This is a genomic window from Paraburkholderia kururiensis (assembly GCF_034424375.1).
In the GTDB taxonomy this organism is placed as follows: Bacteria; Pseudomonadota; Gammaproteobacteria; order Burkholderiales; family Burkholderiaceae; genus Paraburkholderia; species Paraburkholderia kururiensis_A.
In genome coordinates this window covers 6,453,171-6,479,912 of sequence record NZ_CP139965.1, presented here as the reverse complement: position 1 = coordinate 6,479,912, position 26,742 = coordinate 6,453,171, and the positions used below count along the sequence as shown (strand labels likewise).

The following is a 26,742-nucleotide window of genomic DNA, read 5'->3' as shown; positions in this document are numbered from 1 at the left end:
CAGTTTCTGTCGTCCCCGGGTCTTCACCACCTCCCCCGCGCACCGCTCTGCGGATCTTCCATACGGTCGCGTTCGAGGTCATGTCATGTCGATTTTTTCGGGTATCTGGATTCCTGTTGTCACGCCGTTTGCCCATGGGGCGGTGGATCACGAGGCGCTTGCCGCGCTGATTCGTGGTCAGGCGCAAGCCGGGGTAGCGGGCTTTGTCGCGCTGGGCACGACAGGCGAGCCGGCCGCGCTCGATGCAGCGGAACAGGCCGGCGTGCTCGCCACGATCCTGCGCACCGCGGGCCCGCTGCCCGTGGTGGCCGGCGTGAGCGGTAACCACGTGGCGAGCGTGCTCGAGCAGATTGCGATGCTCAACGAGCAGCCCATTGCGGGCTTGCTCGTCAGCGCGCCGTACTACGTGCGGCCGTCGCAAGCGGGGCTCGTCGATTACTTCTCCACGCTCGCCGATACCAGCGCAAAGCCGATCCTGCTCTACGACATTCCGCAGCGCACGGGCGTGCGTATCGAGCTGCCGACGCTGCTCACGCTCGCCGAACATCCGCGCATCGTCGGCGTGAAGGATTGCGCCGGCTCGCTCGAAACGACGCTGGCGCTGATTCTGGATGGCCGGCTTCAGGTGCTCTGCGGCGAGGATTTGAATCTGTTCGGCACGCTGTGCATGGGCGGTAGCGGCGGCATTGCGGCGTCCGCACACGTGCAGCCGGAGCGCTTCGTGGCGATGTATCACGCGCTTGCCGAGGGCCGGCTGGAGGAGGGGCGCGCCCTTTGGCACGCGCTCGTGCCGCTCGTGCGGGCACTGTTCGCCGAACCGAACCCCGCGCCCGTGAAGGCGGCACTCGCCGCGCTCGGCGTCATGCGCAACGAACTGCGCGCGCCGATGACGCCGGTCAGCCCGGCATTGCAGCGTCAGCTGGAGACGCTGCTCGCGGCGTAGTGGCGAGCGCGAAACCCTCGTCGAGCCAGCCGGTGATGCCGCCGATCATGATCTTCACCGGCCGGCCCAGGCGCGCGAGGCGGATGGCGCCACGCGCGGCGCCGTTGCAATGCGGGCCGGCGCAGTAGGTGACGAAGAGCGTGTCCAGCGGATAAGCGGCGAGCTTCGACGTCACGATCTTTCCATGCGGCAGATTGATGGCGCCCGGCACGTGGCCGCTGGCGTAGAGCGCGGGGCTGCGCACGTCGAGCAACACGAAGCCGGGCGCGCCGGAAGCGAGCGCATCGTGGACGTCCCAGCAATCGGTCTCGAAGCTCAACGATGATTCGAAGTGCGCAAGGGCCGCGGCACTTGCTGCGGCGGGCACGGCGGTGACGGCGTTGACCGCTGCTCCGGGCGTGGCATCGATGGCATCTGCGGTGTTTGCGCTGGGGGAAAGCTCGGGCGGCATGACGGTGCTCCTCGTCGGTTGCGATGGAGCGCACATGGTGCGATGCCGATGCCGTACCGGTAAGTGGCGCAATCGACAATCTCCGGTAACATCGCGCCATGCCCAACCATCTCGTCGTCGCGCTGGTCTACGACCGGCTCTGCACCTTCGAATTCGGCTGCGTGACCGAGGTGTTCGCGCTCGAGCGGCCGGAACTCGGCGTGGACTGGTACCGCTTCGCGGTGTGCGCCGTGGAGCGCGGACCGATACGCGCGGCAGGCGGCATCACGGTGGCCGCGCCTCACACGTTGAAGTTGCTCGACCACGCGCACACCGTCGTCGTGCCGGGCTGGCGCGACGCCGCCGAAGTGCCGCCGCCCGCCTTGCTGAAGAAGCTGCACGCCGCGTGGCGGCGTGGGGCGCGTCTGTGCTCGATCTGCTCGGGCGTGTTCGTGCTCGCGGCCGCCGGCGTGCTGGACGGCAAGACCGTCACGACGCACTGGCGCTACGCGCAGCAGTTGCAACAGCGTTACCCGCAACTGCGGGTGAAGCCCGACGCGCTGTATGTCGATGAAGGACAGGTGATGACGTCGGCGGGGTCGGCGGCTGGGCTCGACATGCTGCTGCATCTCGTGCGCCGCGACTACGGTCCGGCGGTGGCCAATCGCGTGGCGCAGCGTCTCGTCGTGCCGCCGCATCGCGACGGCGGGCAGGCGCAGTTCGTGCCGCGACCGATGCCGCCCGACAACGGCAGTCGTCTTGCGAAGCTGATGGACTGGATGCGCGCGAACGCGGCGCAGACGCATACGCTCGCCTCGCTTGCCGCACGCGCTGCGATGAGCCCGCGCACGCTGCAGCGGCAGTTTCGCGAGGCCACGGGTCTCGCGCCGGTGGAGTGGCTGATTCGCGAGCGCGTGGCGATTGCGCGCGAACTGCTGGAAGCGTCGAGCGAGATGCCGATTGCGCAGGTGGCGCAACGTGCAGGTTTCGGCTCGGAGGAGTCGATGCGCCGACACTTCAGGCTCATTGCGCTGACGAGTCCTGCCGAATATCGCAGAAGATTCGGCGTTGCAGCGTCGGTGCGGCGTACGGCGGCGTGACGGCTGCCGCAGCGCACATCGAGCCGCAAATCAGGCCAGCCGCAATCATCTTCGCGACATCAAGCTTCGCCGTTCTGAAGAACCCGCCGACCCGGAATGTGGGACGCCACCACGCGCGCGATATCGAGCGCGCTGCTTTCGGCCGGTACGACTTGACGCCGCGCGTCTTCGTCGTCGGGCAGTGTCCATTCGACAAGCCGGTACGAACGTCCGAACGGATGTCGCTGCGGCGCCGATATCCGGCAGCTTTGCACAGGTTTTACCGCGGTATCGCGCTGCATGCTGTGAAGCAGTTGAAGCACCGCGCTCTCGTCCAGCACCGTTTTTCTGGTCATTGTGGTTTCTCCCCACGTGTCAGTGACCCTGGCACGCCCTGTGAGGGCTGCAACAGCCCAAAAAAATGCCGCCGATGCTTTGGCGGCCGAACAGGGGATGGTCGTATGGTTGCAGCGAAGAATTAAACGGGCCTTAAAGCAGGCGGCGAGGTTGTATCAGTTCATTTCGCGCGAGGAAAACGCGGGCAGGCGGCGACCGTGCGTGACAGGTGCGTCAGGAAGTGGTGCCGTGTATCGGACGAAGACGGCGTGCAGGTGTGAAGCGCGTGCAAAAAAATGGGTGCAAAAAGTCGCACGCCGTCAGTCAGCGCGGTTGACGCAAGATGCACGCTCGCGCGGCGCTACTGCCGCAGCGTCGACATCGAAAGCGTGGGGAGGGGATGCGGCGCGACTTACTTCGCGCTGCGCGTGTGGCTGTGCCGCAGCGTTTCGCGAACTTTTTTCGCGACGAACAGCGGCACGTAGTCGAGGATGCGGGCGTCGGCCCGGTAGTCGTCCCACGTCTCTTCGTACATCTTTGCCACCGTTTCTTCCGGCGTATTGGTTTCAGCTGCAATGGCGTGGACGACTTCCGCTTTGTTGGGCTGAGCCATGTTGCTCTCCGGGGCGACGGGACATGGGGAGAAAGACGCGCAGGTCTGATTAGAGAACAGCCGGTGCCACGATGCAAATTGAATCGCGCTATCGGTCTGACGCCGGCTAAAAGAAGTGGATACGGTTCCCCTACGCGGCCGCTGTGTACGCAAGATGCGCGCCGCGCGGGGAGTATGGCGACGCGGCATGGTGGCACGGTGTTCCACTCATCGTTTTGCCATATTCCCTGCGCACGGCCGTGGTATATATGGCGGCATTCCCACATTCTGGCGGATACCAACGGTCCGCTATATCAGTCCCCCGCTTTTGACGGAGCGTGACGATGAAAATGCTGAAAATCGCCGGGTATTGCGTACTCGGTGTCGTGGTGGTCGCATTACTCGTGAGCCTGAGCGCTATTTTGCGCGACAGCGTCATTAACCGGCAGATCCACATGCAAGGTCCGCTCGACAGCAGTGTGGTGGCGCAGAGTACCGATACGCCCGCGTCCGCCGTTATCACGTCTCGCTAATCGACGCTGTTTTGTTTTTTCGCCATGCACGTGCGGCATTGTTGCCGCGCGGCTTGCATGGACGCGTCATTTCGAATCTGACGATCTTTGACATTTGCCGACGTGACGTTCCAATAGAATCGACTCGCAGGAGAAACCGGTCGCCATCGTAAGCGTTAATGCGCTGAGTTTTTTGGACGCGAAATCGATTGCGCCGTTTCGATTATCGACTTTATTCCCCAACGTCAGCGCCTCGCGCTCATGCATCTGTTCGGCGCGACCGGCTGAAAGAACGGCCAAAAGCACGGCAAAACCAGATGCAAACGAATGAGACGTGTCAACGTCCGTTTTGGTTTGCCGCGGCGTGTGCATCACAGTTGTGCACCGCTTGCCGTCTTCAGCCACGCCGTTGCAGCAGCGCGGATATTTCGCCCACGCGACACGGCCCGCCCGATCTGCATCGTTGTCAGGTTCACAGTTGCGGGGCGCCGAAGGCACCGGGAACAAAGCCGCCATGTTGCAGCATTGCGGGGGGAGCATGAAGATAGCGATTCTGGGCTCGGACGTGGCGCGCGCCGACTTTGCCGTTCAGGCATTGTTGCGCGGCGGCCATACCTGCCGGGCTTTTTTCGACGGCGTGACGCTTGCGAACGCACTCGAGCAGCAAGCCATCGATCTCGTGGTCATCGACTGGGACGTGTCGCGCATGCGAGGGGAGGCGCCGTTGCATTGGGCGCGGCAACGCGGTCTTCTCAGGGTGCCGGTGCTGTGCATCGTGCCAGAAGGAGCCACTGCACCGCTCGGCGCAATCGGCAACGCTCCGGTGGGCCGTTGCGTGTCCGGGCCACTGTCTGCAGCGGCGTTGCTGGGCGAGGTCGATGCCCTGCTGGCCCACGCATTTGCCGAGCGGCCCGTTGCGCTGGCTACGCACGAGGGGAACGGCTACGCGGGCGTGAACGGCCATACGCATGGCCACCGGCAGCGGCACACCGACGGACACACGATCAACCACAAGATCGACCTCGAACTCGAAAAGAGCGCGGGCAGGGCCGTGTTCGGCGACTTCGAATTCGATTTCCGGGCACGTGCGGTGTTTGTGAAGGGGCGAGCCGTCACGCTCACCCAGAAAGAGTTCAGCCTCGCCTTGCTGCTCTTTCAATGCATCGACGCATCGCTGTCGCGCGAGCAGATCTTCGAAGCGGTGTGGCCGTCTTCAGCCGGGGCGCCGTCGCGTACCATGGACACGCACATTTCCGTCGTGCGGACCAAGCTGGGGCTGCGGCCGGAAAATGGCTACCGGCTCTCGCCTATCTACGGCTACGGCTACCGTCTCGAACAGCTCACCAATCGCGACAACAAGGCATGATTGCTTGCGGCCGCGCGCGGCCTAAGCGCGCCGGCTGCGCACCTGATTCCTTTCCTTCCATTTGCTGCACGATGTCTCACACCGTGCGCAGCATCCCGCCATCCACGAAGTAGGTCGCCCCCACGCTGTAACTGGCGCGCGGCGAGCAGAGGAACACGATGAAGTCCGCGAGTTCCTCTGGCGTCGCGAAGCGCCTGATCGGCGCGTGCTCGTCGGCCACGCGTTGTAGATAGCCTTCCCAGTCTCCACCGTCCTCTGCGCTTAGCTGTTTCGCCGTCTTGATCCAGTCCGGCGTCAGCACGAGCCCAGGGTTGATGGTATTCACGCGAATGTTGTCGCCGACGAGTTCGTTCGCGAGATTCTTCGAGAACATCATGAGCGCCGCCTTCGTGACGTTATAGATGGGCTCGTAGCCGAGCGGCTGCACGGCGCAGATCGACGCGTTGTGCAGGATCACGCCGCCGCCGCGCGCTTTCATGCCCGGCGCGAGGCCGCGTGCGAGCCTGACCGCGGCCATCACGTGCAAGTCCCAGTACGCCTGCCATTTCTCGTCGGGCGCGGTCATGATGGTTTCGTTGCTGCCCGTACCCGCGTTGTTGAAGAGGATGTCCGCGCCGCCGAACGCTTCGAGCGCACCGCGCACGAGCGCATCCACGCCTGCCGATGTGGCCACGTCGCAAGCAATGGGCACCGTCTTGACGCCGTGTTTAGCGGCGATCTCGTGTGCTGCCCCCGCAAGGCGCGCTTCCTGCCGCGCGGCCAGTACGAGGTTCACGCCTTCGGTCGCGAGCCCTTCGGCCACCGCGAGCCCGATGCCCACGCTTGCGCCCGTCAGCACCGCCACCTTGCCGCGCAGTTTCAGGTCCATTGCTGTCTCCTTGTCATGAAAAGGTCATCGGATAAGGCTCGGGTCAGCAGGCCATCATTCTTCTGCAACGTCTGACGGCGATCAATTATTTCGGGAGCACGTCATACAGACTTTCTCGTGCCTCGCAACTCGCACTGACTTCCCGCTCCCGACCACCTTCTGACGACGACAGGAATCCCATGAACACGCCTACTCACGCGCCTGGATCCGCTCACCGCTCGCATCGCAAGGACCGCGCGCCGGCGCTGCCGTTCTTCTGGCCCATGGCCGCGGCGGCGGCCATGGTGCAAACCGGCATCGAACTGTCCGCGAAGAACCTGGCCTTTCTCGCCGAAGAGGAGAAGATCCACTTCGGCCTGCATCCCGCGCTCGCGACGCCGAGCCAACCGCTGCTCGATCTGCGCACCATGGTGCTGCGCGACTACTCCGTGGTGCCGCGCGCGAACCACGGCGCCGCTGCGTCGCATGCCGCTACCGTTCTGCCGACCATCGTCGACGCACCCTACGCGGGCCACAGCGCGATGATCGCGGACTTCCAGCCCGGCCAGAGTCTCATGGAAACGCTGCGCAAGCACGGCCTCACGCGGCTTTATCTAACCGACTGGAAAGCAGCGACGCCCGACATGAAGGATCTCGAGATCGACCAGTATCTCGCCGAACTCAACGTGTGCGTGGACGAGCTGGGCGGCCGCGTGAACCTGATCGGCCTGTGTCAGGGCGGCTGGATGGCCGCGATGTTCGCGGCGCGCTTTCCCCACAAGGTGGCGAGCCTCGTGCTGGCCGGCTCGCCCATTGATACCGACGCGGGCGATGGTCCCATCAAGCAGATGGCCCACACCTTGCCTCTGTCGTTCTACGAAGACCTGGTGCGCCTCGGCGACGGCCTGATGCGCGGCCGGTTCATGCTGCGGGGGTGGAAGAACATGCATCCGGACCAGCACTACATCACCGACCACGTGGACCTCTACGAGCACATCGACGACCCCGTCTATCTGAAGAAGGAAGAGGCATTCGAAAGCTGGTACGAGAACCCCGTCGATTTGCCGGGGCGCTGGTACCTCCAGGCCATCGTGCAGCTCTTCAAGGAGAACCGTCTCGCGAAGGGCGAGTTCGTGGCGCTGGGCAAGCGGCTCGATCTGCGCACCGTGACGTGTCCGGTCTATCTGCTCGCGGGCGAATCCGACGACATCACCACGCGCGAGCAGGTGTTCGATGCCGACAAGTACCTCGGCACGCCGACGGCCGACATCGTGAAGAAGCTCGTGCCGGGCGGCCACATCGGCCTGTTCATGGGCTCGCGCACGCTGCGCGACGCGTGGCCCGGCATTGCGGCCTGGGTCGCGAATGCCTCCGCGAAATCCGCTTCAGCCTGATTGTTTCGGCGTGGGAGCCGGCCACGTCAGCGTGACGCTGACGGCGCCGTGGCGAGGAATGTCGATGGTGCGGGCGCGTTCGATCCGGTCCGACGTGGCGATCAACCGATAGTGGCCCGCAGGCAGCTTCGCGTACAGAAACGGACCGTCCGAGCGCGTGGTGAAGAGCGTGGAGCCGTCCGCGTTTTCCACGCGCACCGCGACGTCGGAGAGATACGTGCCATTCGCCGTCGCGAACGTCGCGCGCATGCTGTAGTTCCCGCGGATGGCGCGCATGGCGTCGGCCTCGTCCTGGCCCACGCCGCCCGACACGTAGGCAACGCCGTTCGCGTAATGCACTTCCACGCGAGGTGCCTGAGCCGCCACGGCGCCGGGCTGGCTGCTGTCCACCATGAGTCCCACCTTGCCGCAGTCCATGCCGTAGCTGCGCATGGCCGCTTCGCCGTTCGGGTCGCGGCAGGCGTTGCCACCACCCATGCCGCCTCGCATCCCACCCCGCATGCCGCGGTGCATGGGCGACGGTAACGTCACGCCTTTTTCTTTTGCGCGGGCCACCAGCGTGTCCCGCATGCGGCGCGCGATGGCGAGGCGCTCGTCGAGCGTCGAGGCGTTGTGCATTTCGTTGCAGTAATCGAGCCGCTCTTCCGGCGAAACCAGGTCGCGCGGCTCGACGACGGGCGGCTTGCCCGGCCCCTGGGCGACGCTGGCGGACGAAACGGCAAGAAGTGCGCCGATCAGCAGCGCGGCCCTGAAGAAGGGACTTCGAACAGCGGACATGGACATTTCCCCAACGACGGATGCGAACGCGAGTGCGTTCCATCGTGCCGCCGGGGGGCGCTGCGGCGTTGATTTGGGTCAAGCGCGGGCCGTCGTGCAAGAGGCGTCCTCAAGATGGCCGGACACGCGTGCTTCGGTGCCCCGCGGGCGAAAAAGTCGACGATGCCGGCCGCCACTGAGCGATTCTCATCTCGCAGAAAGTTCGCATCACGTGAAGTGATTTATCATCGCCGACTTGCGGATCCCCAAAGCGAATACTTGCCGTGAACCGGGCGCCCGCAGGAATTTTTATTGCGTCATCCGCAAAAAGAGGCATATTCAGTTCGCATAGATGCCTCTGGTTTGCCGCTATCGATGTCGTCGCTCACAACCCTTGCTACGGCACCGGCGCCGGCCACGCCCCATCAGGGCGTCCCTGGGTCCGACCTCATTGCGGCGATGGCGGGTCGGCTCGATAGGGATTCCCTCAAGTAATCTAAAGAATTGCCGATAAACGGACACTGGCTGTCAGTCCAGGCTGGATCGGCCGGCTATGCGAGTGCATCGCCAGAATGCACCGCGCGCATGCACCCCGGGCGGCGTCCACGTTCTGAATGGATTGCGCATCGCTCTTTTTCGGTTTGCGGCTTTCCAGTCGTTACTCGGCGCCTACACAAGAGATGAACAAAGCAATGTCATTCAGTGGATTCAGGCTGTACAGCGGACGTCGGAGAACGCCGGATCACACAGCCTCGCGCGCCGCGGCGCGCAGATCGGTCCGGCAAGCCATGGGCTCGGTCGAGGAATATTCGATTTACGAACTCGACGCCCGCGGCCGCATCGTCACCTGGAACAGCGGCGCCGCCAGCCAGATGGGGTATCGCGCGAGCGAAGTCGTGGGGCGCCATTTCGGGCAGCTGTTTTCGGCGCAAGACGGACGCGCGGAGCTCGCCGAACGCAGCCTGTCGAGCGCCACGGCCGAAGGCCGCTTCAGCGGCGAGCTGTGGCTGCGCCGCAAAGACGGCACGCAGTTCTGGGCGCGCGTGGTCGTGACGCGACTCTCGCACAGCACGCGCCGCGCTGCCGGCTATCTCGTCATCACGCACGACCTCACCGATCTACGGCGCCGCGAGGAAACCGTGCAGTTCACGCTGGACAGCGACGAACAGGCCGTGATCCGCACCGACGTCCATCAATGCGTGACCTTCATGAACCCCGCCGCGGAGCGCACCACGGACTGGTCTTCCGAGCGCGCCATCGGCAAGCCGCTCAAGGAAGTGCTGCGCATCGTCGACCGGCACGGACGCCCCTGCAATTTCGACCCGCGCCAGTGGAGCTCGCGCGGTGCGGCGGCGGAGCGGCGCGAATTCAACAGCATGCTGGTGAGCCGTCACGGCAAGAGCTACGACGTCGACGTGTCCGTGTTCGCGATGCCCGACACGACGGGCCGTCATGGCGAAGCGCTCGTCGTCTACTCCGACCGCACGAAGCACAGGCGCTTTCATCGCGAACTCGTGCGAGCGGAGATGCACGATCGGCTGACCGGCTTGCCGAACCGCACGGCATTCGAGGCACGGCTCGACCAGGCGTTGCATCAGCATGTCGAGCATGGCCGCGTGCATACGCTCTGCATGATCGATCTGCACGGCTTCGGCATGATCAACCAGGCCGACGGGAGCCTCGCGGGCGATACGCTGTTGCGTCAGGTCTCGCGGCTCCTCGCGCATGAACTGCGCGATACCGATCTGCTCGCGCGCCTCGGGGCCGACGAGTTCGGCGTCTTGCTCTACGACTGCCGCATGCACCAGGCGCAGAAAATCTGCGGGCGGCTCCTGCAGGAAATTCGTGCGCTGGAATTCGCCTGGGGCGATCACGTCTACGACCTGGGCGCGAGCTTCGGGCTGACCGAGTTCGCGGACCGCACGCGTTCGGTGAGCGACCTGATGAGCGAGGCAGGCATCGCGCGTTCTTCAGCGAAGGCTGCGGGACGCAATCTCATCTTCACCTACACGCCCGGCGTGGGCGACGCCGCGCGCCAGCATTCGGCCCTGCTCATCGCGTCGAGCATCAAGTCGGCGGTGAAGGCGAACCGTTTTCGGCTCTACGGGCAGGAGATTCGCGCCCTGCCGGCATCGGGCGATGCGCGGCCGCACGTCGAAGTGCTCGTGCGCATGGTGGACGAGGCGGGGCAACTCGTGATGCCCGGCGCCTTCATTCCGGCTGCCGAACGCAACAACCTGATGATCGACATCGACCGCTGGGTGATCGGCGCCGTGATTCGCGACATCGGGCCCACGGTGGCGGATCTGCCCAACGTGATGCTCTCCATCAATCTGTCGGCCAACTCGCTGAGCGATCCGTCCACGGTCTCGTTCGTGCAGGATCTGCTGGACGGCTCCGCGTTGCGGCCCGAGCGGCTCTGTTTCGAAGTGACGGAGACCGCCTTCGTCACCAATCTCAAGCAGGCGATGGAGTTGATCGAGTTCCTGCGCTCGCGCGGCTGCTCGGTCATGCTGGACGACTTCGGCGCAGGCGTGAGTTCGTTCGGATACCTGAAGCAGTTTCCCGTGGACTACATCAAGATCGACGGCCACTTCGTGCGCGACATCGTGAACAGCAACGTGGACCGCGCGATCGTGGAGTCGATTCACGAGATCAGCGGCAAGCTGGGGGCGCGGACCATCGCGGAGTTCGTCGAGTCGCCGGCGATACTGGGTGTGCTCAACGAGATCGGTATCGACTATGCGCAGGGCTACGCGATTGGACGGCCCATGCCGTTCGCCGATCTGCTGCAGACGTTGCGCGGCGGCGTGGCCTGAATGGCCGGAGTGGGGCGCGTGCCGCTCACTCGTCGTCGCCGTCTTCGATGGCCTTGCGCTCGCGCCTTTCCTCGTTGCCGCGCCTTGCACGCAGCCGCTGACGCGAGAGCTGGACGATCACCTCACCGGTGCTCGCGCCCGGGGGAATCTCGTTGCGAATCACGTCGGGCACCATAGGCAGGCCCGAACGCTGCCGCCGCAGCGCCTTCGCAATGGCTCTGCGGCACTCGTATCCGTGGCAGTCCCATTCGTCACGGATTTTTCCGCAGTAACGGCACTTGTTCATGACGAACAGTCTAACCGCATTCGCCCATGTTGCCTCCCGCGCGCGGGTACGGCCGTTGCTGCGGTGGGTGCATGGATACAGTACAGCGCACGTCCCCTTTCCCTGTGGACCACGCGAACCACGCGAACCGTGCAGACCACGCGAACGCGGAGCGAGGCTTACCTTTCCGTCCCGATTCGCCGACGCAAGGTCCGTTAGCGCGCGTCGTCGTCGTGGCGCACACTCGCGTGCCGCCGCCTTCGGGGCCGGGCCGTCAGCCGCCGCCGGGCCCGTTGCCCGAAATCGATCCGGACCGTATGCCGCCTCCCGGCGACGACGACAACGTGGAAATCCCGCCGGACCCTGAGCGTCTGCCCGAAGTCGATCCGCCTTCGCGCGAGCCGCCCGTGGGCTTGAGCTGAGCTCGCGCGCGAAACCCGAGCGGACCGCCATCCCGCCGACGTTCTGATTCGCTCAGGTCGTCGCGGGTCGCGGCTTGCCGGTCCAGCGCGCGGCGGCGTCAGCCGTGTCCGGCGCTGCGGTGTAGCTCTGCTGCGCAAGCGCTTCGATCGGGTCGTAGCGCCGCCGCACGAGATAGATGGGGCGATGCTTGGTCTCGAAGTACACACGTCCCAGGTACTCGCCGATCACGCCGATGCCGATGAGTTGAATGCCGCCGAGAAACAGGATGATGCTCGCGAGCGACGCATAACCCGGCACCGCATTGCCCTTGAGGAGCGTGCGCACGACGATGAACGCGCCGTACAGCACCGCGAACGCGGCGACTGTGGATCCCACGTAGGTCCACACGCGCAGCGGCAGGGTGCTGAAACTCGTGAAGCCTTCCAGCGCGAAATTCCACAGCTTCCATCCCGAAAACTTGGTGCGGCCCGCTATGCGCGCATCGCGCACGTACTCGACCACGGTGGACCGAAAGCCCACCCACGCGAAAAGCCCCTTCATGAAGCGCTGACGCTCCGGCAGCAGCTTGAGCGCTTCCAGCACTTCGCGCGTGAAGAGCCGGAAGTCGCCCACGTTTTCCGGTATGTGCTGCGGTGCGAGCGCGTTGTGCACGCGATAGAACATGGCCGCGGTCTTGCGCTTCGCGAAGGTGTCCGTGTTGCGGTCGACGCGTTGTGCGAGCACCACGTCGTAGCCTTGCCGCCATTTTTCGACGAGCCGCGGAATGACTTCGGGCGGGTCCTGCAGGTCGGCATCGAAGGGAACGATGACGTCGCCGTTCGACTCGTCGAGGCCGGCCGTCAGTGCGGATTCCTTACCGAAATTGCGCGAGAGTTCGACCAGCTTGACCTTGCCGAAGCGCCGCCGCTCGATCTGCAATTTGCCGAGCGTGGCGTCGCGGCTGCCGTCGTCCACGCACACGATTTCGTAGTCCAGTCCGTCGAGCGATTCGAGCACGGGGACCACGCGCGAGAACAGATGGTCGACGGTATCTTCTTCGTTGTAAAAGGGCACCACCAACGAGAGGAGCATGGTTCCACCTGGAAGTTCGGGCTGCAAGTTCGGACGATCGGCGCGCAACAGCGTGCACCGCGTTTTGCGTATTACCGTGCGCCTCATGCGCCGGGCCTTCGGTGCGAAAGCACACATACGCTCGGGTGGCGGGTCTTTACGGTGACCTCTGCACAGGCTTGCGGCAATCCTCTTGCCACTCGCCGGCAGACAATGGATCGCGCCTCGCGCGCACAGGGACCCCATCGATGAACACGACGAACCCGGGCACGGCACCCGACCATGCAGCCCGCGAGGACGCTGCGCGCGCACTGCGTGCCCAGTTCACGCAGCGCTCCGTCGCCGATACGCTCTTCGCCCCCATCGCGCTCGCCATCTTCGCGATTGCGGTGTTGCTTCGCGTGTACCACCTCGACTACCTGCCGTTGTGGAACGACGAGCTTTTTTCGCGCTACTACTACGACCTGTTCGGCGCGAAATTTCTCGTCACCACGGGGCTCACGCTCGAGCCGACACCGCCGCTCTACTACTTCATGCTCGAGCCATGGATGGCACTGTTCGGGCACAGCGAAGCGGCGCTGCGCTCGCTTTCCGTGGTCGCGTCGCTCGTGGCCTTGCCGCTCGTTTATGCGGTGGCGCGCGAGCTGTTCGCACGCACGTCGATTGCGCTCACGTCGGCCGCGCTGTTCGCGGTCTCGCCGATGGCCGTGTATTTTTCGCAGGAAGCGCGCGTGTACATGTTCACGCTGATCCCGGCGGGGATGATGCTGCTCGGCATTGCGCGATATCTGCGGCAACAGCGCACCGGCGACCTGCTGCTCTACGCGGCGGGCGCCGTGGTCTCGCTCTACAGCCACGCCACGTTCACGCTCGTCGTGGCCGCATGCAACGTGGTGGTGCTCGCGTGGCTCGTGTTCGGCGCGGTGCCGGCTTCGGTTCCCGTCGTGTCTGCCGCCGCCGCAACCGCACGTGCGACGAGGCACGCCCGCGCGAGTGCTATCGTCCGCTGGCTCGCGGCGAACGGGGTCGTGGGCGTGCTGTGGCTGCCGCTTTTCATGGCGATGTTTTCCATCGGACGACACGGCACCGGGCTTTCGTGGATTCCGCCGCTTTCGTTTCGCGATCTGCTCGTCGTGGCGAGCGGACTCGTGGCTGGCCCCATCGCCCGCATGCGTTTTCCCGGTATCGAAGTGGCGGCACTGCTGCTCGCGGTTCTCGCTGTAACGCTGTGGATGGCGCGCATGCCGCGGCGTGCCGTGGCCGTGCTGGTCGCGATTCCCGTGCTGTTCGTCGTGCTCGCGACAGCCGCGAGCATCAAGCAGCCCATCCTGTTGCCGCGCATTCTGTGCTGGATCACGCTGCCGCTTTCCGTGGCGCTCGCCTGGGCCGTCGTGGTGCCGTCGAAGCTGCGCCTCGCTGCGCGCGCGGCCACGCTGATCGCATTCGGCGTGGGCCTCTACTGGCAGATCGCCCTGGCCGATGGCGCGAAGGCCCCGTTGTGCGCGGTATTCGGCGACACGCGCGCAGAGCTGACGCAGGCCGACGAAGTGGTGCTCGCGCCTTATACATCCGCGGTGCTGCTCGCGTATTACGGGCCGCCGCTACACCAGCTGGTCAAGTGGCATGACCCGGCAGTGACCGGCATCGAGAATCAGGAGATGATCGAAAAACTCGGCATTCCTAAGCGCGACGTGCAAGCGGTGGCCAACGACATTCGTGCCGGCAAGCCGGTCGTGCTGGTTTCGGCATCGCCGGACGCGCGCTTCATGCCGTCGCTGATGGACCAGGTGCCGGCGCCCGAGCGCCGCGTGGAGTCCACCTGCAACGTGGTGCCGCTGCATGGCGTGAAGCCGCCGCCGTGCATTGCGGTCTACGCCTGGAATACGCGCGCCACGCCGACGCGGGACAACTCAGGCAACGCAGGCAATTCAGGCAACGTAGGCGATTCACTCCACGGACCCGCTCAATGAGCACACAGGACAAGACCGTGCGCGACGGGTCTGCCCGCCAGTCCATCGACGATCGCGGGAAGAGCCGCTTCAAAGCCCGCGCGCTGCGCTTTGCGCGCTACACGCTGATGGGGCTCATGGGCACGACCGTGCAATACGCGCTGCTCGTCGCGCTCACCGCGACGCACGCGGCGAGTGCCGTCATCGCGTCGACAGTCGGCGCGGCGGCGGGGGCGGTGGTCAATTACGTTCTCAATTACCGCATCACGTTTCGCAGCAACGCGAAGCACACGCATGCGGCGCCGCGCTTTTTCGTGGTCGCGGCGGCCGGCATGGCGGTCAATGCGTGGGTGATGCACGCGCTTGTCGAGCGCCTGCATGTCTATTACCTGCTCGCGCAGTGCGTGGCGACCGGCGTGGTGTTGCTGTCCGGCTTCGTCGTCAATTCGGTGTGGTCGTTCCGGGCACGATATTCGGGCTGAAGACTGCCGGACTCGACGCGCGCGGCGTCCACGCACGCTTCGGTCAGCGCCGTGAAGGAAGCGGACGCGCGCGGTAGCTCGTCCTGATTCGAAGTATTGCCGTCGCGCGTCGGCGGTGCGAGATCGGGCACGTCGGGGATGCCTTCGGTGTCGTTCGGCAACGCGATGCCGAGGACCAGCTTCGTCGCGCGCGGCTGCACGCGCCGCACGAGATTGCGCAGCCAGGGCGGCGCTTCGCGAGCGTGCAGCGTAGCGATGCAGATCACGGTGTCGCGAGGCAGCTTCGCCTCGTCCACGCGTGTACGGGAGAAGCGGTCCGCGCCCGTCACCGTGGCTTCGATGCCGCGGCGATTCAACAACTGCGCCGTGGCGACCGCGACGATGCCGTCGTACTCGCCGCGTCCGCGAACGCAGAGCACCGGCATGCGCGTGACGTCATGGGCCGACGTCGATGGCGCGGCACTGGCTGAGCGGCCCTGTTGTCCCGGTTGCTCGGGGCGCCCCTGGCCGCGTTCCGACGAAGCAGCCGACGTCGAGGCGGAGGCCGCCACGCCGGCCGCGGCCTCGGCGCCGTCCGCATGCGATGCCAGCCCTTCCATCACCGTGAACGCCGTGCGGCGCACGCGCGTGATCTGCTCGGGCGGCACGACGCCGCGCTCGACGTCGTCGTACGCAAGCCGCAGGCAATCGAGCAGCACCTCGTCGTACCAGGCCTCCAGCGGCCGGCCCGCGAGCACGGTATCGCCCTGCACGAGCGCGTCGGCGGCGTCGCCCGCCAGCAAGCGGTGATAGAGATTTTCGCCGGGCGTGAGCACGGGATGGTCGCCGAACAGCACGTCGAGGAACTCCACGCGCTCCACGTGTCGACCCAGCGTGACGAGACACAGCGTGAGCGGCGTGGAGAGCACGAGTCCAACGGGCCCCCAGATCCAGCTCCAGAACAGCGCGGAGACGATTACCGCAAACGGCGAGAGTCCCGTGCTGTTGCCGTAGAGCACCGGCTCGACGAACTGTCCGGCTGCGAGTTCCACCGTCACGAAGAGAATCGCCGTCCACACGGCCATCCACCATCCCGCGCCGACGGCCGCGGCCAGCAGCACCGCGAGCAGCCCGGCGATCCAGGCGCCCACGTAGGGCAGGAAGCGCGCGAGCGCCGTCACCACGCCGAACAGCAGCGCGCCGGGCACGCCGATGATGGCGAGTCCGATGCACACCAGCGCGCCCACGCCCGTGTTGATGGCCACCTGCGCCAGAAAGTAGCGGCTGAGGCGCCGGGCGGCTTCGTCCATGGCGGTCGTCGTGCGATGCAGGTCACGCGCGCCGAACAGGCGGATCAGCCGGTCGCGCAGATCTTCCCGCTGCAACAGAATGAAGATCGCCACCACGGCCACGATGCCGGCCGTTTCCAGCGGACTCACCACCGGCGAGGCGAAGCGCTGCATCAACTGGAGCGGCGAAGGCGTGGGCTCGTGGACTTCCACGGGCATGGGCGGCCGGTCGGACGGACTGGCCGAGCGCTCGCGGTTCGCTTCCTCCTCGCGCGACGGCGCAACGTGGTTGAGCGCGCCGGAGGCGCGGCGCAGCAACGCGTCGGCGCGGCCGATGGTCTGCTCGTGCAGCACCTGCGCCTTGTGTTCGAACGCGGCCTGATAGCGAGGCAGGTCGCCGGCAAGCTGCGCCACCTGCGCGCCGATCAGCACGCCCGTCGCGGCGATCACCGAGAGCGCCACGAGCACCGCGGCGATCACCGAAGGAACGTGGCGAAAGCCCACCCGCTTGAGCGCGGTGGCGAAGGGCGCGAGCAGGAAGCTCAACAGCACGGCGAGCGTGATGGGCATGAGCACGGCGCGCCCGAAGTAGAGCGCGCAGATCGCGATGACGCCCGCCACCATCGAGGTCAGCGTGCGCAGGCCCGGCACCTCGGGCGGCCGCACGCGGGCGTTCTCGCGCCGCGGAGGAAATGACGGATTCATGATAGGGCTGGGCGAGCAAGCGGCATGCCGCCCCTGCACAAAAGGCCGCCGAACACCACAAAAAGGCGCGACGACGGGCGGGCGGCTCACTTACAATGGCCTGCGCCAGAGCTTGCCGGTCGTGTTTCGACTGCGTTTGCGGCGATGTCCCAGGCCATGTCGTCTGCCGCCGGCATGCGGGCGTACCGGCATCAAAACTGCGTCACCCACGAGAAGCACAACGCGACGGTACACATGTACTCCATCCTGCCTGCGTTCGTATCCGCTCTGTTTCTGGGGTTCGGGCTTTATGTGCTGCTCACCGAAGGCGTGACGCGCCTCTCGGTGCCGTTCGCCTTGATGTGCCTCACCACGTTCGCCTGGCAGGGCACGTGGGCGTTCCTGTTCCAGACGTCCAACCCCGAAGTGGCCGGCGTGCTGGTCAAATGCGGGTACTTCTTCATCCTGTTCCTGCCCACCACGTACTACCACTTCGTGACGGAAGTGGCGGCGCGGCGCGGGGAGCAGCCGGTGCTCATCGCGTCGTATGGCGTCTCGTTCGTGCTCGCCATCCTGCTGCTCGCCACCGACGAAGTGATCTCGGGCTACGGCACCTTCTTCTTCGGCGACTACCCGCGCGCGGGGCGCCTGCATCCGGTGCACGTCGTGCAGACGGTGCTGCTCGCGATGCGCAGCGCATGGCTGCTGATCTCGGCGCGCAGCCAGTCGCGCGCCCGCGCACGGCGCCGGCTGCTCGATCTGAGCCTCGTGAGTCTGGTTTTCTATTCGATTGCCGCCGTGGACTACGCCGTCAACTACGGCTGGCCGTTCTATCCGCCGGGCGTGCTGTTCATCGCGGCGAGCCTCGGCATTCTGGCCGTCACCATCGTGCGACATGGGCTGATGCGGCCGTATCTGATTGCGGCCACCGTTGCCCACGAGGTGGCCACGCCGCTCGCGGCCATCGGCATGCACGCCGAGGAACTGGGCACCGCGTTGCCCGAACTGCTGCGCGGCTACCAGCTTGCCGTGCAGCACCAGTTGCTCGTGAACGGACTGTACCCGGGGCAGTCTGAGCGGCTGCCCACGCTGGCCTCGGCGATTCAACGCCAGGTGGACAGCACGAGCACGGTGGTGGAGATGTCGCTTGCATCGTTCACGCTCGACCGGCTGGACCGCCGCAGCTTCGTGCCGCATGCCATTCGCGAGTGCGTCGAGGCGGCGCTCGACCGCTTTCCGTTTTCGGCCCCGGACCGCGAGCGCGTCGTGGTGACGCCTATCGATCCGTCGCTGCGCTTTTCCGGCTCGGATTCGCTGATCATTTTCGTGATCTTCAATCTGCTCAAGAACGCCTTGCACGCCATTCAGCAGGCGGGCAGGGGGACGATCGAGATCAGCGCCATGCGCGAGGGCGGCTATTGCGTGCTGCGCTTCAGCGACACGGGGCCGGGCATCGCGCCTGAAGTGCTGCCGCATATCTTCGACCCGTTCTTCTCCACCAAGGGCCACGGCAACGGAGCCGGCATGGGGCTCGCGTTTTGCCGGCGCGTCTGCGAGGTGTTCGGCGGCGAGATCGAATGCGAATCGGTGCCCGGCGAGCGCACCACCTTCACGCTGCGCCTGCCGGAGCCGGGCTCCCCGGCGGACCGCGCGCTGCACGATCCGCCGGGGCGGTCCCGGCGCTGGGGCACGGGGCAGGGGTATGCCGGCTAGGACGGCTTCATAGCTTCATGCCGTCATTGCCTCCACAGCTTCCCGCCTTCATGCCTTTGCGCCTTCCGGCTTCGGACCTTCGGGCTTTCAGGCCGCCATGCTTGACGCCGTAGCGGGCGGCGCCCTCAGTTCGCGAGCGGCGGCAGGATCAGCTCATATTCCTTGACGCGTTCGATGATCCCGGCGGGAAACCGCCGGATCCGCTTGTTCGTGTCCGAGAACAGAATCTGCTGATAGCCGAGCGAGACGGGACGCCCGTCCACGCAGAAGCGAAACAGCAGATACGCCGAGCACTGCCGTACCTGGAACGTGTTGAGGTAGCAGTCCACCCGCTGAAACGGGAACGTCTCCTCGACGTATTCCTGGTGCGCGCGCTTGGTGACGAAGGCGCCGCCCGCGGCGAGCAGGTTGTTGTGCACGCACTCGTGGAACCAGCGCTCGCGGCACACACCTTGCCACTCGAAATAGCGTGCGAAGTAGGTGTTCTGGAAGGCATTCGAGTCCTTGAGGTAAATGTCGATGACGTGATGGAAGGTCTTGCAGGGACCGGCTTCCATCATTTCCGGCGAAAGCGTCGCGATACCGCGCGTGAGGGCCGGGGGAATCGTGTCTCGAACCAGCATGGGGAAACTCCTGAAACGAAGGCTGCAGGCGGCAGCCGCGCGCTCCTTCCATATGGAGGAACGCCCCATTCTGGCTTCCGAAAGCTCTGTCAAAATTTCTGAACGCGGCGTGAATGGCGCGGCCACGGCGTCGCGCGCGGCATGGCGCACACCCCTGTCGAATGGGGAGTTGCGCCGGGCGACGGAGCCGCCGGATAATCGGAGCGGTTTATCCGTCATTGGGCGGCAACGGCGTACTAAAACGACCATCGCCGGCTTGCGCGCCCCGTGACGTCCGTCCGGCGGGGGCAATGCGTGCGGTCCTGCATGCGCTCACAGGCACGTCGAGCGGACATTTACGTCAATCGGGGCATGCATGAACTTCTTCACCAGACAACCGCTGTTCTATCCCACCTCTGTCGTCTTCGTGGACGACAGCGCCGACTTCCTGCACGCGTTGCAGGGCATCTTCGCCGACCGGCACCTGAACCGCTTTTTCACGCATCCCGCGGCGGCACTGGACTTTCTCTCCTCGCGTGTGCACGAAGCGCCGCAGGAGCGGTTCTCGGGAGCGGCCTATTCCGAGTTCGAAAAGAAAGGAGGCAACGCGTTCGGTCAGGACGCACTGCATAACAAGACGCGCTTCGAAGAGATCGCGGCAATCGTCGTGGATTACCAGATGCCGGGCATGGACGGCATCGAGTTGCTCTCCGCGCTTTCCGGCATGGCGTGCGCGAAGGTGCTGCTCACCGGCACGGCCGACGAGCCGCGCGCCGTGGACGCCTTCAACGACGGCTTGATCGACTTCTATCTGAAGAAGTCCGATGCCGGCATGTCGCGCAAGCTCACGTCGGCCATCGAGCAGGCGAAGCGCAAGCACTGCGCGCAGCGCGGATACATCAGCGTGCACGACGTCGGTGCCGCGTATTGCGACGCGCGCACGCAGACCGTGCTGGGCGAGATCGCCGCGCGCGAGGGCATTGTCGAGTATTACTGGCGGCCTGAGCAGAACGCGGTGCTGATGTTCGACGCGGCCGGCACGCCGAGCGTCTTTCTGGCCTGGGACGTGTCCGAATGGCAGTTCCAGTGCGAGGTCGTCACGGACGAGGGCGGTCCTCAAGCGTTGCGCGACGCCATGGAGACGCGCCGCCGCATGCCGGTGTTCTGGCCGTCGCAGGCGTATCGGCCTGGACTGATCGAGCCGCGCTTTGTCACGCCCGTTCCCATTCCGGGCTGGGAAGGCGCGTTTTACGGCTGGATACGGCTGGACGCCGCGGCACTGGAGCCCGGCGTCATGACGTTCGCGCGCTGGCGCGAGACGAGCGCGGCGACGCTGGCGTCGTCGTAACCGGTGCGTGCCACGCGAGGCTCAACGCCGCGCGTGGCGCTTTGCGTCATCGGTGCTGTGCGGCGCGCCGACCCGAAACGTGGCCGGCCGCCGTTCGCGTTGAGGTGCTGCGGCCCACATCGGCTCGCTCAGCTGCCGAAGTAAAGTTGGCAGAAGCTGACCGGACCCACACACGCCGACATCGGCATCTTCGTTTTCATCGCGGTATCCGGCACGCCTGCGGCGCTCGATCCCGATACCGTGCCGCCCATGCTGCCAGCGACCTTCGCGTCGCCGTGGCTGTTCATTTGCGCGACCTGCTGCTGGTAGATCGGTGCGACGTCGGGGTAGGAGGCGTCGGTGACGAAGCGCAGGCCGTTCTGCTCGGCCTGGATCAGTTCCGCGCGTACTTCTGCGCGCGTCTTTTCTGCGGCGGACGCTGTCGTGACAACGCCGGCAGTGGTGAAGAGGGCAAGTGCAAGGGCGATGAGAGAGTGCGTTTTCATTTCGGTATCCTTAATGAGTGGATGAAGTCACGACGGTGTTCGGTGCCATGCCCGGTAGAACTCGGGCGACTCGGGCTTTATTCCCGCGACGCGTTTTCAGGTTGGGCAGCGTGACGCCTGCGCGGGCAGCATGGCGTCGGACATGAGGCGCCGGGCAACAGGCGCTCATGCAACTGTGAACACGGCTTCGCGGCGGTTATTCCCGGCGTGTGCATCGGCGAGAAAAAACCTGGCGTTCTCGATGGCAGCGCGCATGAAGCGCCGTAGCAGAGGAGGGGAAGCGGAGGGAAATGAATGCGATGGGAGCGAGTTGCGGCCTCGCCCCGAAGCGGAGCACCAGGCGCGCAAGCCGGGTCGCAAGTAGGGGCGTGCTAACGGCGTTCTATTGGGCTGGCTAGCGGACCGGCAACGGTCCGCCCACCAGGCCCGAGCAACCCCAATGAAACGAAGCCGCGGCCGTTGCCGGAGCCCCCAGGCAGCCTGGGCGGCAACCGGCAAACCGGCAACCGGCCGCGTCAACTCTCGTCGCGCCGGCTCAAACCGCGTGAGCCGCCGTGAAGTTCTTGTACGCCGCGTACGACGACTTCTTCGTCACGCCGTCCGAAAGCAGCACGCCGAAGTCGTCGCCGCCGCCCATGTCGATGAGTTCGTACATCATCACGCACTGCAGGTTGTACGTGCTGCGCAGCGAGTAGTACTCCTGCAGCGTATTGCTCACGTAAGCGGCCTGGTTGGCCGACGTGTCGCCCGTGTAGTAGCCCCATTCGGTGATCCAGATCGGCACGCCGAACGAGGTCTGCAGGATCTGCAGCACGTTGGTGAGGCCCTGCGAGCCCGCGCGCACGATGTCGCCCGAGGTTTCGTACCAGTGGAACATCGTGATGTCCCAGCGTACGGGCGTGGCGCCCGAGGTCGGCGTGGCCGAGCCGTTGGGCGTCTGGCCGTTCCAGAGCATCTGCAGCGCGGTGTAGGCGAGCGGCACGCCCACGTTCACGCCGCACTTGATGTTCGGATCCACGGACTTCACGCCGTCGATCATGCCGCGAATGATGCCGCGGAACGCCGGCCAGTACGACGGGTTGTAGTTCGACGGCGAGTTGCCCGCGCCGTTGCTGATGAGCCCCGTGGCATCGAGTTCGTTGCCGCATTCGATATAGCTGACGAGCCCTTTCAGCACCTGCGCGATGGATTGCGCGAGCTGGTACCCGTAGCTGTACGCCGTGCTTTCGGACACCGTGAGGCTGTAGTTCATCGGGTTGATGCACGGCAGGATCGAGATGCCGCTGCCCTTGAACGCGCCGTTCAGCGCGTTGGCGACCGTCTTCGCCATGCCGGCATCTGCGACGTCCGCACGATAGTTCGTCACGCCCAGGTCCTTGAGGATGGAGACCTGCTGCGCGGCCGTCATCGATGCGTACACGCCCGAGGTCCACGCCATGTGGCCGTTCATGCCGAAGAAGATGGGGCCGGGGGCCACGGCGGCGGCCGCGACGGTTGAGGCGTTGCGCGGGTCGGTGGTGGCATTCCATGCGTTGTTCTGGTTGATGTACCAGTGGCCGCTCGCGTCGGCTGCGTAGATCGTATGGTTCCAGTACAGCAGCAGCGACGCCGCAACCGGGCAACCAGTGTTCGCGCCGTTGCGCAGCACCGCGCCGCTGGCAACGGTCCAGGGCACGCTGTTGCCGTCCGTGATGGCGCGTTGAGGAGGCACGGTCGTGCCCGAGGCGGATTCGCGCGGGTCGTAGGAGGCAACCCACGCGCTGTTGCGGTTCACGTACCAGAGGCCGGAGGCGTCCCAGGCGTAGATGGTGTGGTTCCAGTACAGGATCCACGAGGCGAGCACCGGGCAACCCGTGTTCACGCCGGCACGCAGCACCGCCCCGCCGTTCCAGGTCCAGCTCACGCCGTTGCCGTCGGTGATCGAGGCCGCGTTGGTCGGCACGACCGTGCCCGATGCCGATTCGCGCGGATCGTTCGACGCCTGCCATACGTTGTTGACGTTGATGTACCACGCGCCCGACGCGTTCGCCGCGTAGATCGTGCGGTTGTAATAGAGCACGACGGTGGCCGCGACGGGGCAGCCGGTGTTGGCGCCCGCGCGCAGCACGGCGCCGTTCGAGAGCGTCCAGGCCACACCGTTGCCGTCGATGATCGAGGCCGCGGGCGGCACCGTGGTGCCCGAGGACGACTCGCTGGGCGTGGCGGCTGCGATGCGCTGCGACATCGACGCGTTGGTGGCCGACGCACCGCTGCCTGCCGACGTGCCGCCACCACCACCGCAGGCCGCCAGCGCGAGGCTGCCGGCACCGGCGAAGAGCCCGGCGAGGAAACGGCGGCGCGTGGCCGGGCGGTTTCCGTCGATGGCGAAACCCGGAATTGCCGGGACGACCGGAAGCGCTGCGCTTCCCCCTACCTGTTCTACCGATTGACCTGCCTCTAATGTCTTGCCCACTTTCCGCGCCTGTCATGAAATTACCGAAGGCGCGCAGTATAGGGTCATCCTCTTTCTATTTATTACCGAGTTAATAAATCAAATAAAATGAGTAAAAGAAGTCTCGGATCGGCACGCTTCGCGAAATGTTATTTCTCCGGTAGAACTTGCTAGATGGTGTTTGAAAACTAAAATAAGCTATTGATGTGTAAAGAGAAAAATAGAGTGATTCGTTCGTTGTTACCTGTCACTTTTTTGCGTGCGGCAGAAATAACGTCCCTCGGCTGTTTTCCTGTTCAATTCGTACGAATAAAGTAAATTGATGTAACTTTATGTAAATGATGGGTTCAAGTCGCCGGCATGCATGGCAGGCGAATTTATGCACGTCCCTACGCTCGGCGGTGTGGGGCCGCGCTAAATGGGACTTGACTCGCGCGGCGTCGTCCACCAACCTCGTCGCATCGTTTGCATGAGTTCCGCGCATGGCACTTCCCCTCGTTCGGCTGGCTTCCCTCGATCCGGTGCGCGGCTTCGTTGCCGTGGGCCGGCGCATGAGCATCACGCTCGCGGCACAGGATCTCTGCCTCACGCAGTCGGCGGTCAGCCGGCAGGTGCAGGCGCTCGAACAGATGCTGGGCGTCGCGTTGCTCAAGCGCGGCCATCGCACCGTTTCGTTTACGCCGGAAGGCGAGCGGCTTTTTCGCGCGGCGGACAGCGCCGTGCAGCAACTCCAGGATGTGTTCGAACTGCTGAGCCAGTCGAAGCAGCGGCGCCCCGTCACCATCACGGCGAGCATCGGCGTGGCGTCGCTCTGGCTGCTGCCGCGGCTGGGGCGCCTGCAGCAGCGCCATCCCGGCATCGACGTGCGCTTCGCCGCCACGGACAAGCCGCTCGATCTCCAGGCCGAAGGCGTCGATCTCGGCATCCGTTACGCACCCGTGGCACGAGCCCCGGCCGGCGCGCAACGTCTTTTCGAAGAAGCGATCGTGCCGGTGGCGCATCCGTCGCTAGCCGTGACGCAGCTGGATGCGGGCACGCTTGCGCGGCACGTGCTGCTCGAATTCGACGGCGCGCGCCGGCCGTTCCTGCAGTGGCGCGACCACCTCGGCTCCGTCGGGCTTGCCGACGCGCCCGTTCGTAGCATCGTGCGGTTCAATCAGTACGATCAGGTCATTCAGGCCGCGCTTGCGGGCCAAGGCATTGCGCTGGGCCGCGTACCGCTCGTCGGACCGTTGCTCGCCGAAGGGCGCCTTGCGGCGATCGGACCCGACACGAACGGGCGCGCCACCGATTACGGCTACTGGCTCTACCAGGCCGACGAACATCCGCGCGACGACGTGCGGGCCGTCGCAGCGTGGATCGCGAGCGAGGCGAAGTCCGCAGAAGCGCCGGGCACGGCCGGGCTTTGAACCGTCGCCGCAGGGGTGCGCTTCACATGCATGCGGCGCATGCGGCACATGCCAAAGAATCGGTTGAGACGTGTGGCTCCCAGGGCTCTAATGCGCCGATGCGTATCTGAGCCCTGAACGAACCCTCAAGGAGACCACTGTGATCGAACCCGAAGACGCCTGGCGGCGGCGCTGGCTGCTCGTGCTGGCGGGCGGCATTGTGATGGGCGCCGCGCTCGGTGTGCGCAACGTGCAGGGCCTCTTCCTCATGCCCGTGACGCTCGACCACGGCTGGTCGCGCGAAGTCTTCGGCTTCGCGCTCGCGCTGCAGAACCTGCTTTGGGGCGTGTCGCAACCCTTCACCGGCATGGTGGCCGACCGCTTTGGCTCGGCGCGCGTAATTGCCGCCGGCGCCGTGCTCTATGCCGCGGGGCTCGCTGTGATGGCGTATTCCGCGACAGCCGGCTTCTACACGCTCGGCACGGGCCTGCTGGTGGGCGTGGCGCTTTCGGGCTGCGCGTTCGGCGCCGTATACGGTGCCTTGAGCCGGCTCTTTCCCGCGGATCGCCGTAGCTGGGCACTGGGCGTGGCGGGCACGATAGGCGGGCTCGGTCAGTTTTGCATGGTGCCGCTCGCGCAGGACATGCTGACGGGCCTCGGCTGGCGCAATGCGACGGTCGTATTTGCGCTTGTCATGCTGAGCACCGCGCCGCTCGCGGCGTTCCTGCGCGACCGCCCCGTTGCCGTTCCGAAAGCGAAGACCGACGGCGTCCCCGACCGCGCGGCCCAAACCATTGCGGCCGCCGTGCGCGAGGCGCTCACGCATCGCGGCTACTGGCTGCTCAACGCCGGGTTCTTCGCGTGCGGCTTCCAGCTGGCTTTCATCGCTTCCCACATGCCGGCGTATCTGCTCGATCACGGTCTCACGGCACGTCATGCGAGCACGGCGCTCGCCATCATCGCGCTCGCCAATACCGCGGGCACGTTCCTGTGCGGCTACGCGGGCGGCTTCCTGCGGCGCAAGTATCTGCTCAGCGCCATCTACTTCGTGCGCGCGGCGGCCATGCTGATGTTCGTCGTGTTGCCGCTCACGCCGGTGAGCCTTTACGTGTTCTCGTTCGTCATGGGGCTCATCTGGCTCGGCACGGTGCCGCTTACGAACGGCATCGTCTCGCAGGTGTTCGGCGTGAAGTACATCACCACACTGTTCGGCTTCGTGTTTCTGGGCCACCAGCTGGGCAGTTTCTTTGGCGTGTGGCTGGGCGGCGTGGTCTACGATGCGACGCACTCGTACGACATGCTCTGGTATGGCGCGGCGGCGCTGGGCGTGGTGGCCGGCGTGCTGCATCTGCCCATCGACGATGCGCGTGTGGCACAACGCGCACGGCCTCTCGTTCAGGCGGCGTGATGAGAGCGGCCGCACGCATCGTGCGGGACGGCCGCGCGCCGCTGGCGGCGATCGGCTTCGCGGTTTTCGTCGCCTTCATCGTGTGGTGCTTCGAGGGCTACCTCACGCCGGCCGCGCTCGTTTCGTTGCTGACAGGCCTGTCGTTTTGCGGATGAAGCCGCGCGTTCGCGCG

General features: G+C 65.5%; 26 protein-coding genes. 14 read left to right on the top strand and 12 right to left on the bottom strand.

What is annotated here, in order from left to right; all coding sequences use genetic code 11:
• Nucleotides 1-85 precede the first annotated feature (85 nt).
• On the top strand, nt 86-943 hold the full coding sequence (gene dapA / locus U0042_RS28885) for a 4-hydroxy-tetrahydrodipicolinate synthase (RefSeq protein WP_114811361.1): 858 nt from the start codon (nt 86-88) through the stop codon (nt 941-943).
• On the opposite strand, the gene U0042_RS28880 is transcribed toward dapA, so the two are convergent.
• Nucleotides 897-1,394 (bottom strand): rhodanese-like domain-containing protein, encoded by a 498-nt coding sequence (locus tag U0042_RS28880; RefSeq protein WP_114811362.1) that lies wholly within the window; start codon nt 1,392-1,394, stop codon nt 897-899. The genes dapA and U0042_RS28880 overlap by 47 nt on opposite strands.
• Nucleotides 1,395-1,492: 98 nt before the next feature.
• On the opposite strand from U0042_RS28880, the gene ftrA reads away from it, so the two are divergent.
• Entirely contained in the window at nt 1,493-2,473 is a 981-nt protein-coding gene (ftrA, locus tag U0042_RS28875) for a transcriptional regulator FtrA (RefSeq protein WP_114811363.1), read from the top strand.
• Nucleotides 2,474-2,532: 59 nt separating this feature from the next.
• Here ftrA and U0042_RS28870 read toward each other — a convergent pair whose 3' ends face one another.
• Nucleotides 2,533-2,808 (bottom strand): DUF2866 domain-containing protein, encoded by a 276-nt coding sequence (locus U0042_RS28870; protein WP_419150479.1) that lies wholly within the window; start codon nt 2,806-2,808, stop codon nt 2,533-2,535.
• 392 nt (nt 2,809-3,200) lie between these two features.
• On the bottom strand, nt 3,201-3,401 hold the full coding sequence (locus U0042_RS28865) for a DUF3562 domain-containing protein (RefSeq protein WP_114811364.1): 201 nt from the start codon (nt 3,399-3,401) through the stop codon (nt 3,201-3,203).
• 323 nt (nt 3,402-3,724) lie between these two features.
• On the opposite strand from U0042_RS28865, the gene U0042_RS28860 reads away from it, so the two are divergent.
• Nucleotides 3,725-3,913 (top strand): hypothetical protein, encoded by a 189-nt coding sequence (locus tag U0042_RS28860; RefSeq protein ID WP_114811365.1) that lies wholly within the window; start codon nt 3,725-3,727, stop codon nt 3,911-3,913.
• Nucleotides 3,914-3,979: 66 nt separating this feature from the next.
• Here U0042_RS28860 and U0042_RS28855 read toward each other — a convergent pair whose 3' ends face one another.
• Nucleotides 3,980-4,408, bottom strand: coding sequence for a hypothetical protein (locus U0042_RS28855; protein ID WP_157977833.1), 429 nt, complete (start codon nt 4,406-4,408; stop codon nt 3,980-3,982).
• A 22-nt stretch (nt 4,409-4,430) separates the two neighbouring features.
• On the opposite strand from U0042_RS28855, the gene U0042_RS28850 reads away from it, so the two are divergent.
• Entirely contained in the window at nt 4,431-5,258 is an 828-nt protein-coding gene (locus tag U0042_RS28850; RefSeq protein WP_232833398.1) for a winged helix-turn-helix transcriptional regulator, read from the top strand.
• A 76-nt stretch (nt 5,259-5,334) separates the two neighbouring features.
• On the opposite strand, the gene U0042_RS28845 is transcribed toward U0042_RS28850, so the two are convergent.
• Nucleotides 5,335-6,126, bottom strand: a complete 792-nt coding sequence (locus tag U0042_RS28845) for an SDR family NAD(P)-dependent oxidoreductase (RefSeq protein ID WP_114811366.1) — start codon at nt 6,124-6,126, stop codon at nt 5,335-5,337.
• A gap of 263 nt (nt 6,127-6,389) precedes the next feature.
• On the opposite strand from U0042_RS28845, the gene U0042_RS28840 reads away from it, so the two are divergent.
• Entirely contained in the window at nt 6,390-7,499 is a 1,110-nt protein-coding gene (locus tag U0042_RS28840; RefSeq protein WP_232833402.1) for an alpha/beta fold hydrolase, read from the top strand.
• On the opposite strand, the gene U0042_RS28835 is transcribed toward U0042_RS28840, so the two are convergent.
• Entirely contained in the window at nt 7,491-8,276 is a 786-nt protein-coding gene (locus tag U0042_RS28835; protein WP_157977834.1) for a carboxypeptidase-like regulatory domain-containing protein, read from the bottom strand. The genes U0042_RS28840 and U0042_RS28835 overlap by 9 nt on opposite strands.
• A gap of 767 nt (nt 8,277-9,043) precedes the next feature.
• On the opposite strand from U0042_RS28835, the gene U0042_RS28830 reads away from it, so the two are divergent.
• Entirely contained in the window at nt 9,044-11,074 is a 2,031-nt protein-coding gene (locus U0042_RS28830; RefSeq protein WP_198665323.1) for an EAL domain-containing protein, read from the top strand.
• Between the two features lie 25 nt (nt 11,075-11,099).
• Here the strand turns inward: U0042_RS28830 and U0042_RS28825 are convergent, their stop codons facing one another.
• Complete coding sequence (locus U0042_RS28825) at nt 11,100-11,360, bottom strand: hypothetical protein (protein ID WP_114811370.1); 261 nt, start codon at nt 11,358-11,360, stop codon at nt 11,100-11,102.
• A 71-nt stretch (nt 11,361-11,431) separates the two neighbouring features.
• On the opposite strand from U0042_RS28825, the gene U0042_RS28820 reads away from it, so the two are divergent.
• Nucleotides 11,432-11,761 carry a hypothetical protein gene (locus tag U0042_RS28820; protein WP_157977835.1) on the top strand — a complete coding sequence of 110 codons (330 nt, stop codon included), beginning with the start codon at nt 11,432-11,434 and terminating at the stop codon, nt 11,759-11,761.
• Between the two features lie 52 nt (nt 11,762-11,813).
• Here U0042_RS28820 and U0042_RS28815 read toward each other — a convergent pair whose 3' ends face one another.
• Entirely contained in the window at nt 11,814-12,833 is a 1,020-nt protein-coding gene (locus tag U0042_RS28815; protein ID WP_114811372.1) for a glycosyltransferase family 2 protein, read from the bottom strand.
• 227 nt (nt 12,834-13,060) lie between these two features.
• Between U0042_RS28815 and U0042_RS28810 the strand changes: the two genes are divergently transcribed.
• Both U0042_RS28810 and U0042_RS28805 read left to right on the top strand, forming a co-directional pair.
• Entirely contained in the window at nt 13,061-14,782 is a 1,722-nt protein-coding gene (locus U0042_RS28810; RefSeq protein ID WP_114811373.1) for a glycosyltransferase family 39 protein, read from the top strand.
• A complete protein-coding gene (locus U0042_RS28805) occupies nt 14,779-15,243 on the top strand; it encodes a GtrA family protein (RefSeq protein WP_114811374.1) in 465 nt (154 codons plus the stop codon). Before U0042_RS28810 ends, U0042_RS28805 begins: the two co-directional genes overlap by 4 nt.
• On the opposite strand, the gene U0042_RS28800 is transcribed toward U0042_RS28805, so the two are convergent.
• Nucleotides 15,147-17,216: an AI-2E family transporter gene (locus tag U0042_RS28800; RefSeq protein ID WP_198665324.1), complete on the bottom strand. Its 2,070-nt coding sequence runs from the start codon at nt 17,214-17,216 to the stop codon at nt 15,147-15,149. The two genes, U0042_RS28805 and U0042_RS28800, sit on opposite strands and share 97 nt — an antisense overlap.
• A gap of 234 nt (nt 17,217-17,450) precedes the next feature.
• Here U0042_RS28800 and U0042_RS28795 point away from each other — a divergent pair, with 234 nt between their 5' ends.
• Complete coding sequence (locus U0042_RS28795) at nt 17,451-18,908, top strand: sensor histidine kinase (RefSeq protein ID WP_114811429.1); 1,458 nt, start codon at nt 17,451-17,453, stop codon at nt 18,906-18,908.
• A gap of 125 nt (nt 18,909-19,033) precedes the next feature.
• On the opposite strand, the gene U0042_RS28790 is transcribed toward U0042_RS28795, so the two are convergent.
• Nucleotides 19,034-19,531, bottom strand: coding sequence for an acyl-CoA thioesterase (locus tag U0042_RS28790; RefSeq protein WP_114811375.1), 498 nt, complete (start codon nt 19,529-19,531; stop codon nt 19,034-19,036).
• 355 nt (nt 19,532-19,886) lie between these two features.
• Between U0042_RS28790 and U0042_RS28785 the strand changes: the two genes are divergently transcribed.
• On the top strand, nt 19,887-20,858 hold the full coding sequence (locus U0042_RS28785; RefSeq protein WP_114811376.1) for a response regulator: 972 nt from the start codon (nt 19,887-19,889) through the stop codon (nt 20,856-20,858).
• 128 nt (nt 20,859-20,986) lie between these two features.
• On the opposite strand, the gene U0042_RS28780 is transcribed toward U0042_RS28785, so the two are convergent.
• A complete protein-coding gene (locus U0042_RS28780; RefSeq protein WP_114811377.1) occupies nt 20,987-21,343 on the bottom strand; it encodes a DUF4148 domain-containing protein in 357 nt (118 codons plus the stop codon).
• A 535-nt stretch (nt 21,344-21,878) separates the two neighbouring features.
• A complete protein-coding gene (locus tag U0042_RS28775; protein ID WP_232833399.1) occupies nt 21,879-23,795 on the bottom strand; it encodes a glycosyl hydrolase in 1,917 nt (638 codons plus the stop codon).
• A 461-nt stretch (nt 23,796-24,256) separates the two neighbouring features.
• Here U0042_RS28775 and U0042_RS28770 point away from each other — a divergent pair, with 461 nt between their 5' ends.
• The 3 genes from U0042_RS28770 (at nt 24,257) to U0042_RS28760 (ending at nt 26,725) form a co-directional block, all read left to right on the top strand.
• Nucleotides 24,257-25,183: a LysR substrate-binding domain-containing protein gene (locus U0042_RS28770; RefSeq protein WP_114811378.1), complete on the top strand. Its 927-nt coding sequence runs from the start codon at nt 24,257-24,259 to the stop codon at nt 25,181-25,183.
• A gap of 139 nt (nt 25,184-25,322) precedes the next feature.
• Nucleotides 25,323-26,570, top strand: a complete 1,248-nt coding sequence (locus U0042_RS28765) for an MFS transporter (protein WP_114811379.1) — start codon at nt 25,323-25,325, stop codon at nt 26,568-26,570.
• Nucleotides 26,570-26,725, top strand: coding sequence for a hypothetical protein (locus tag U0042_RS28760; protein WP_157977837.1), 156 nt, complete (start codon nt 26,570-26,572; stop codon nt 26,723-26,725). The genes U0042_RS28765 and U0042_RS28760 overlap by 1 nt, the downstream gene beginning before the upstream one ends.
• Nucleotides 26,726-26,742: the final 17 nt, after the last annotated feature.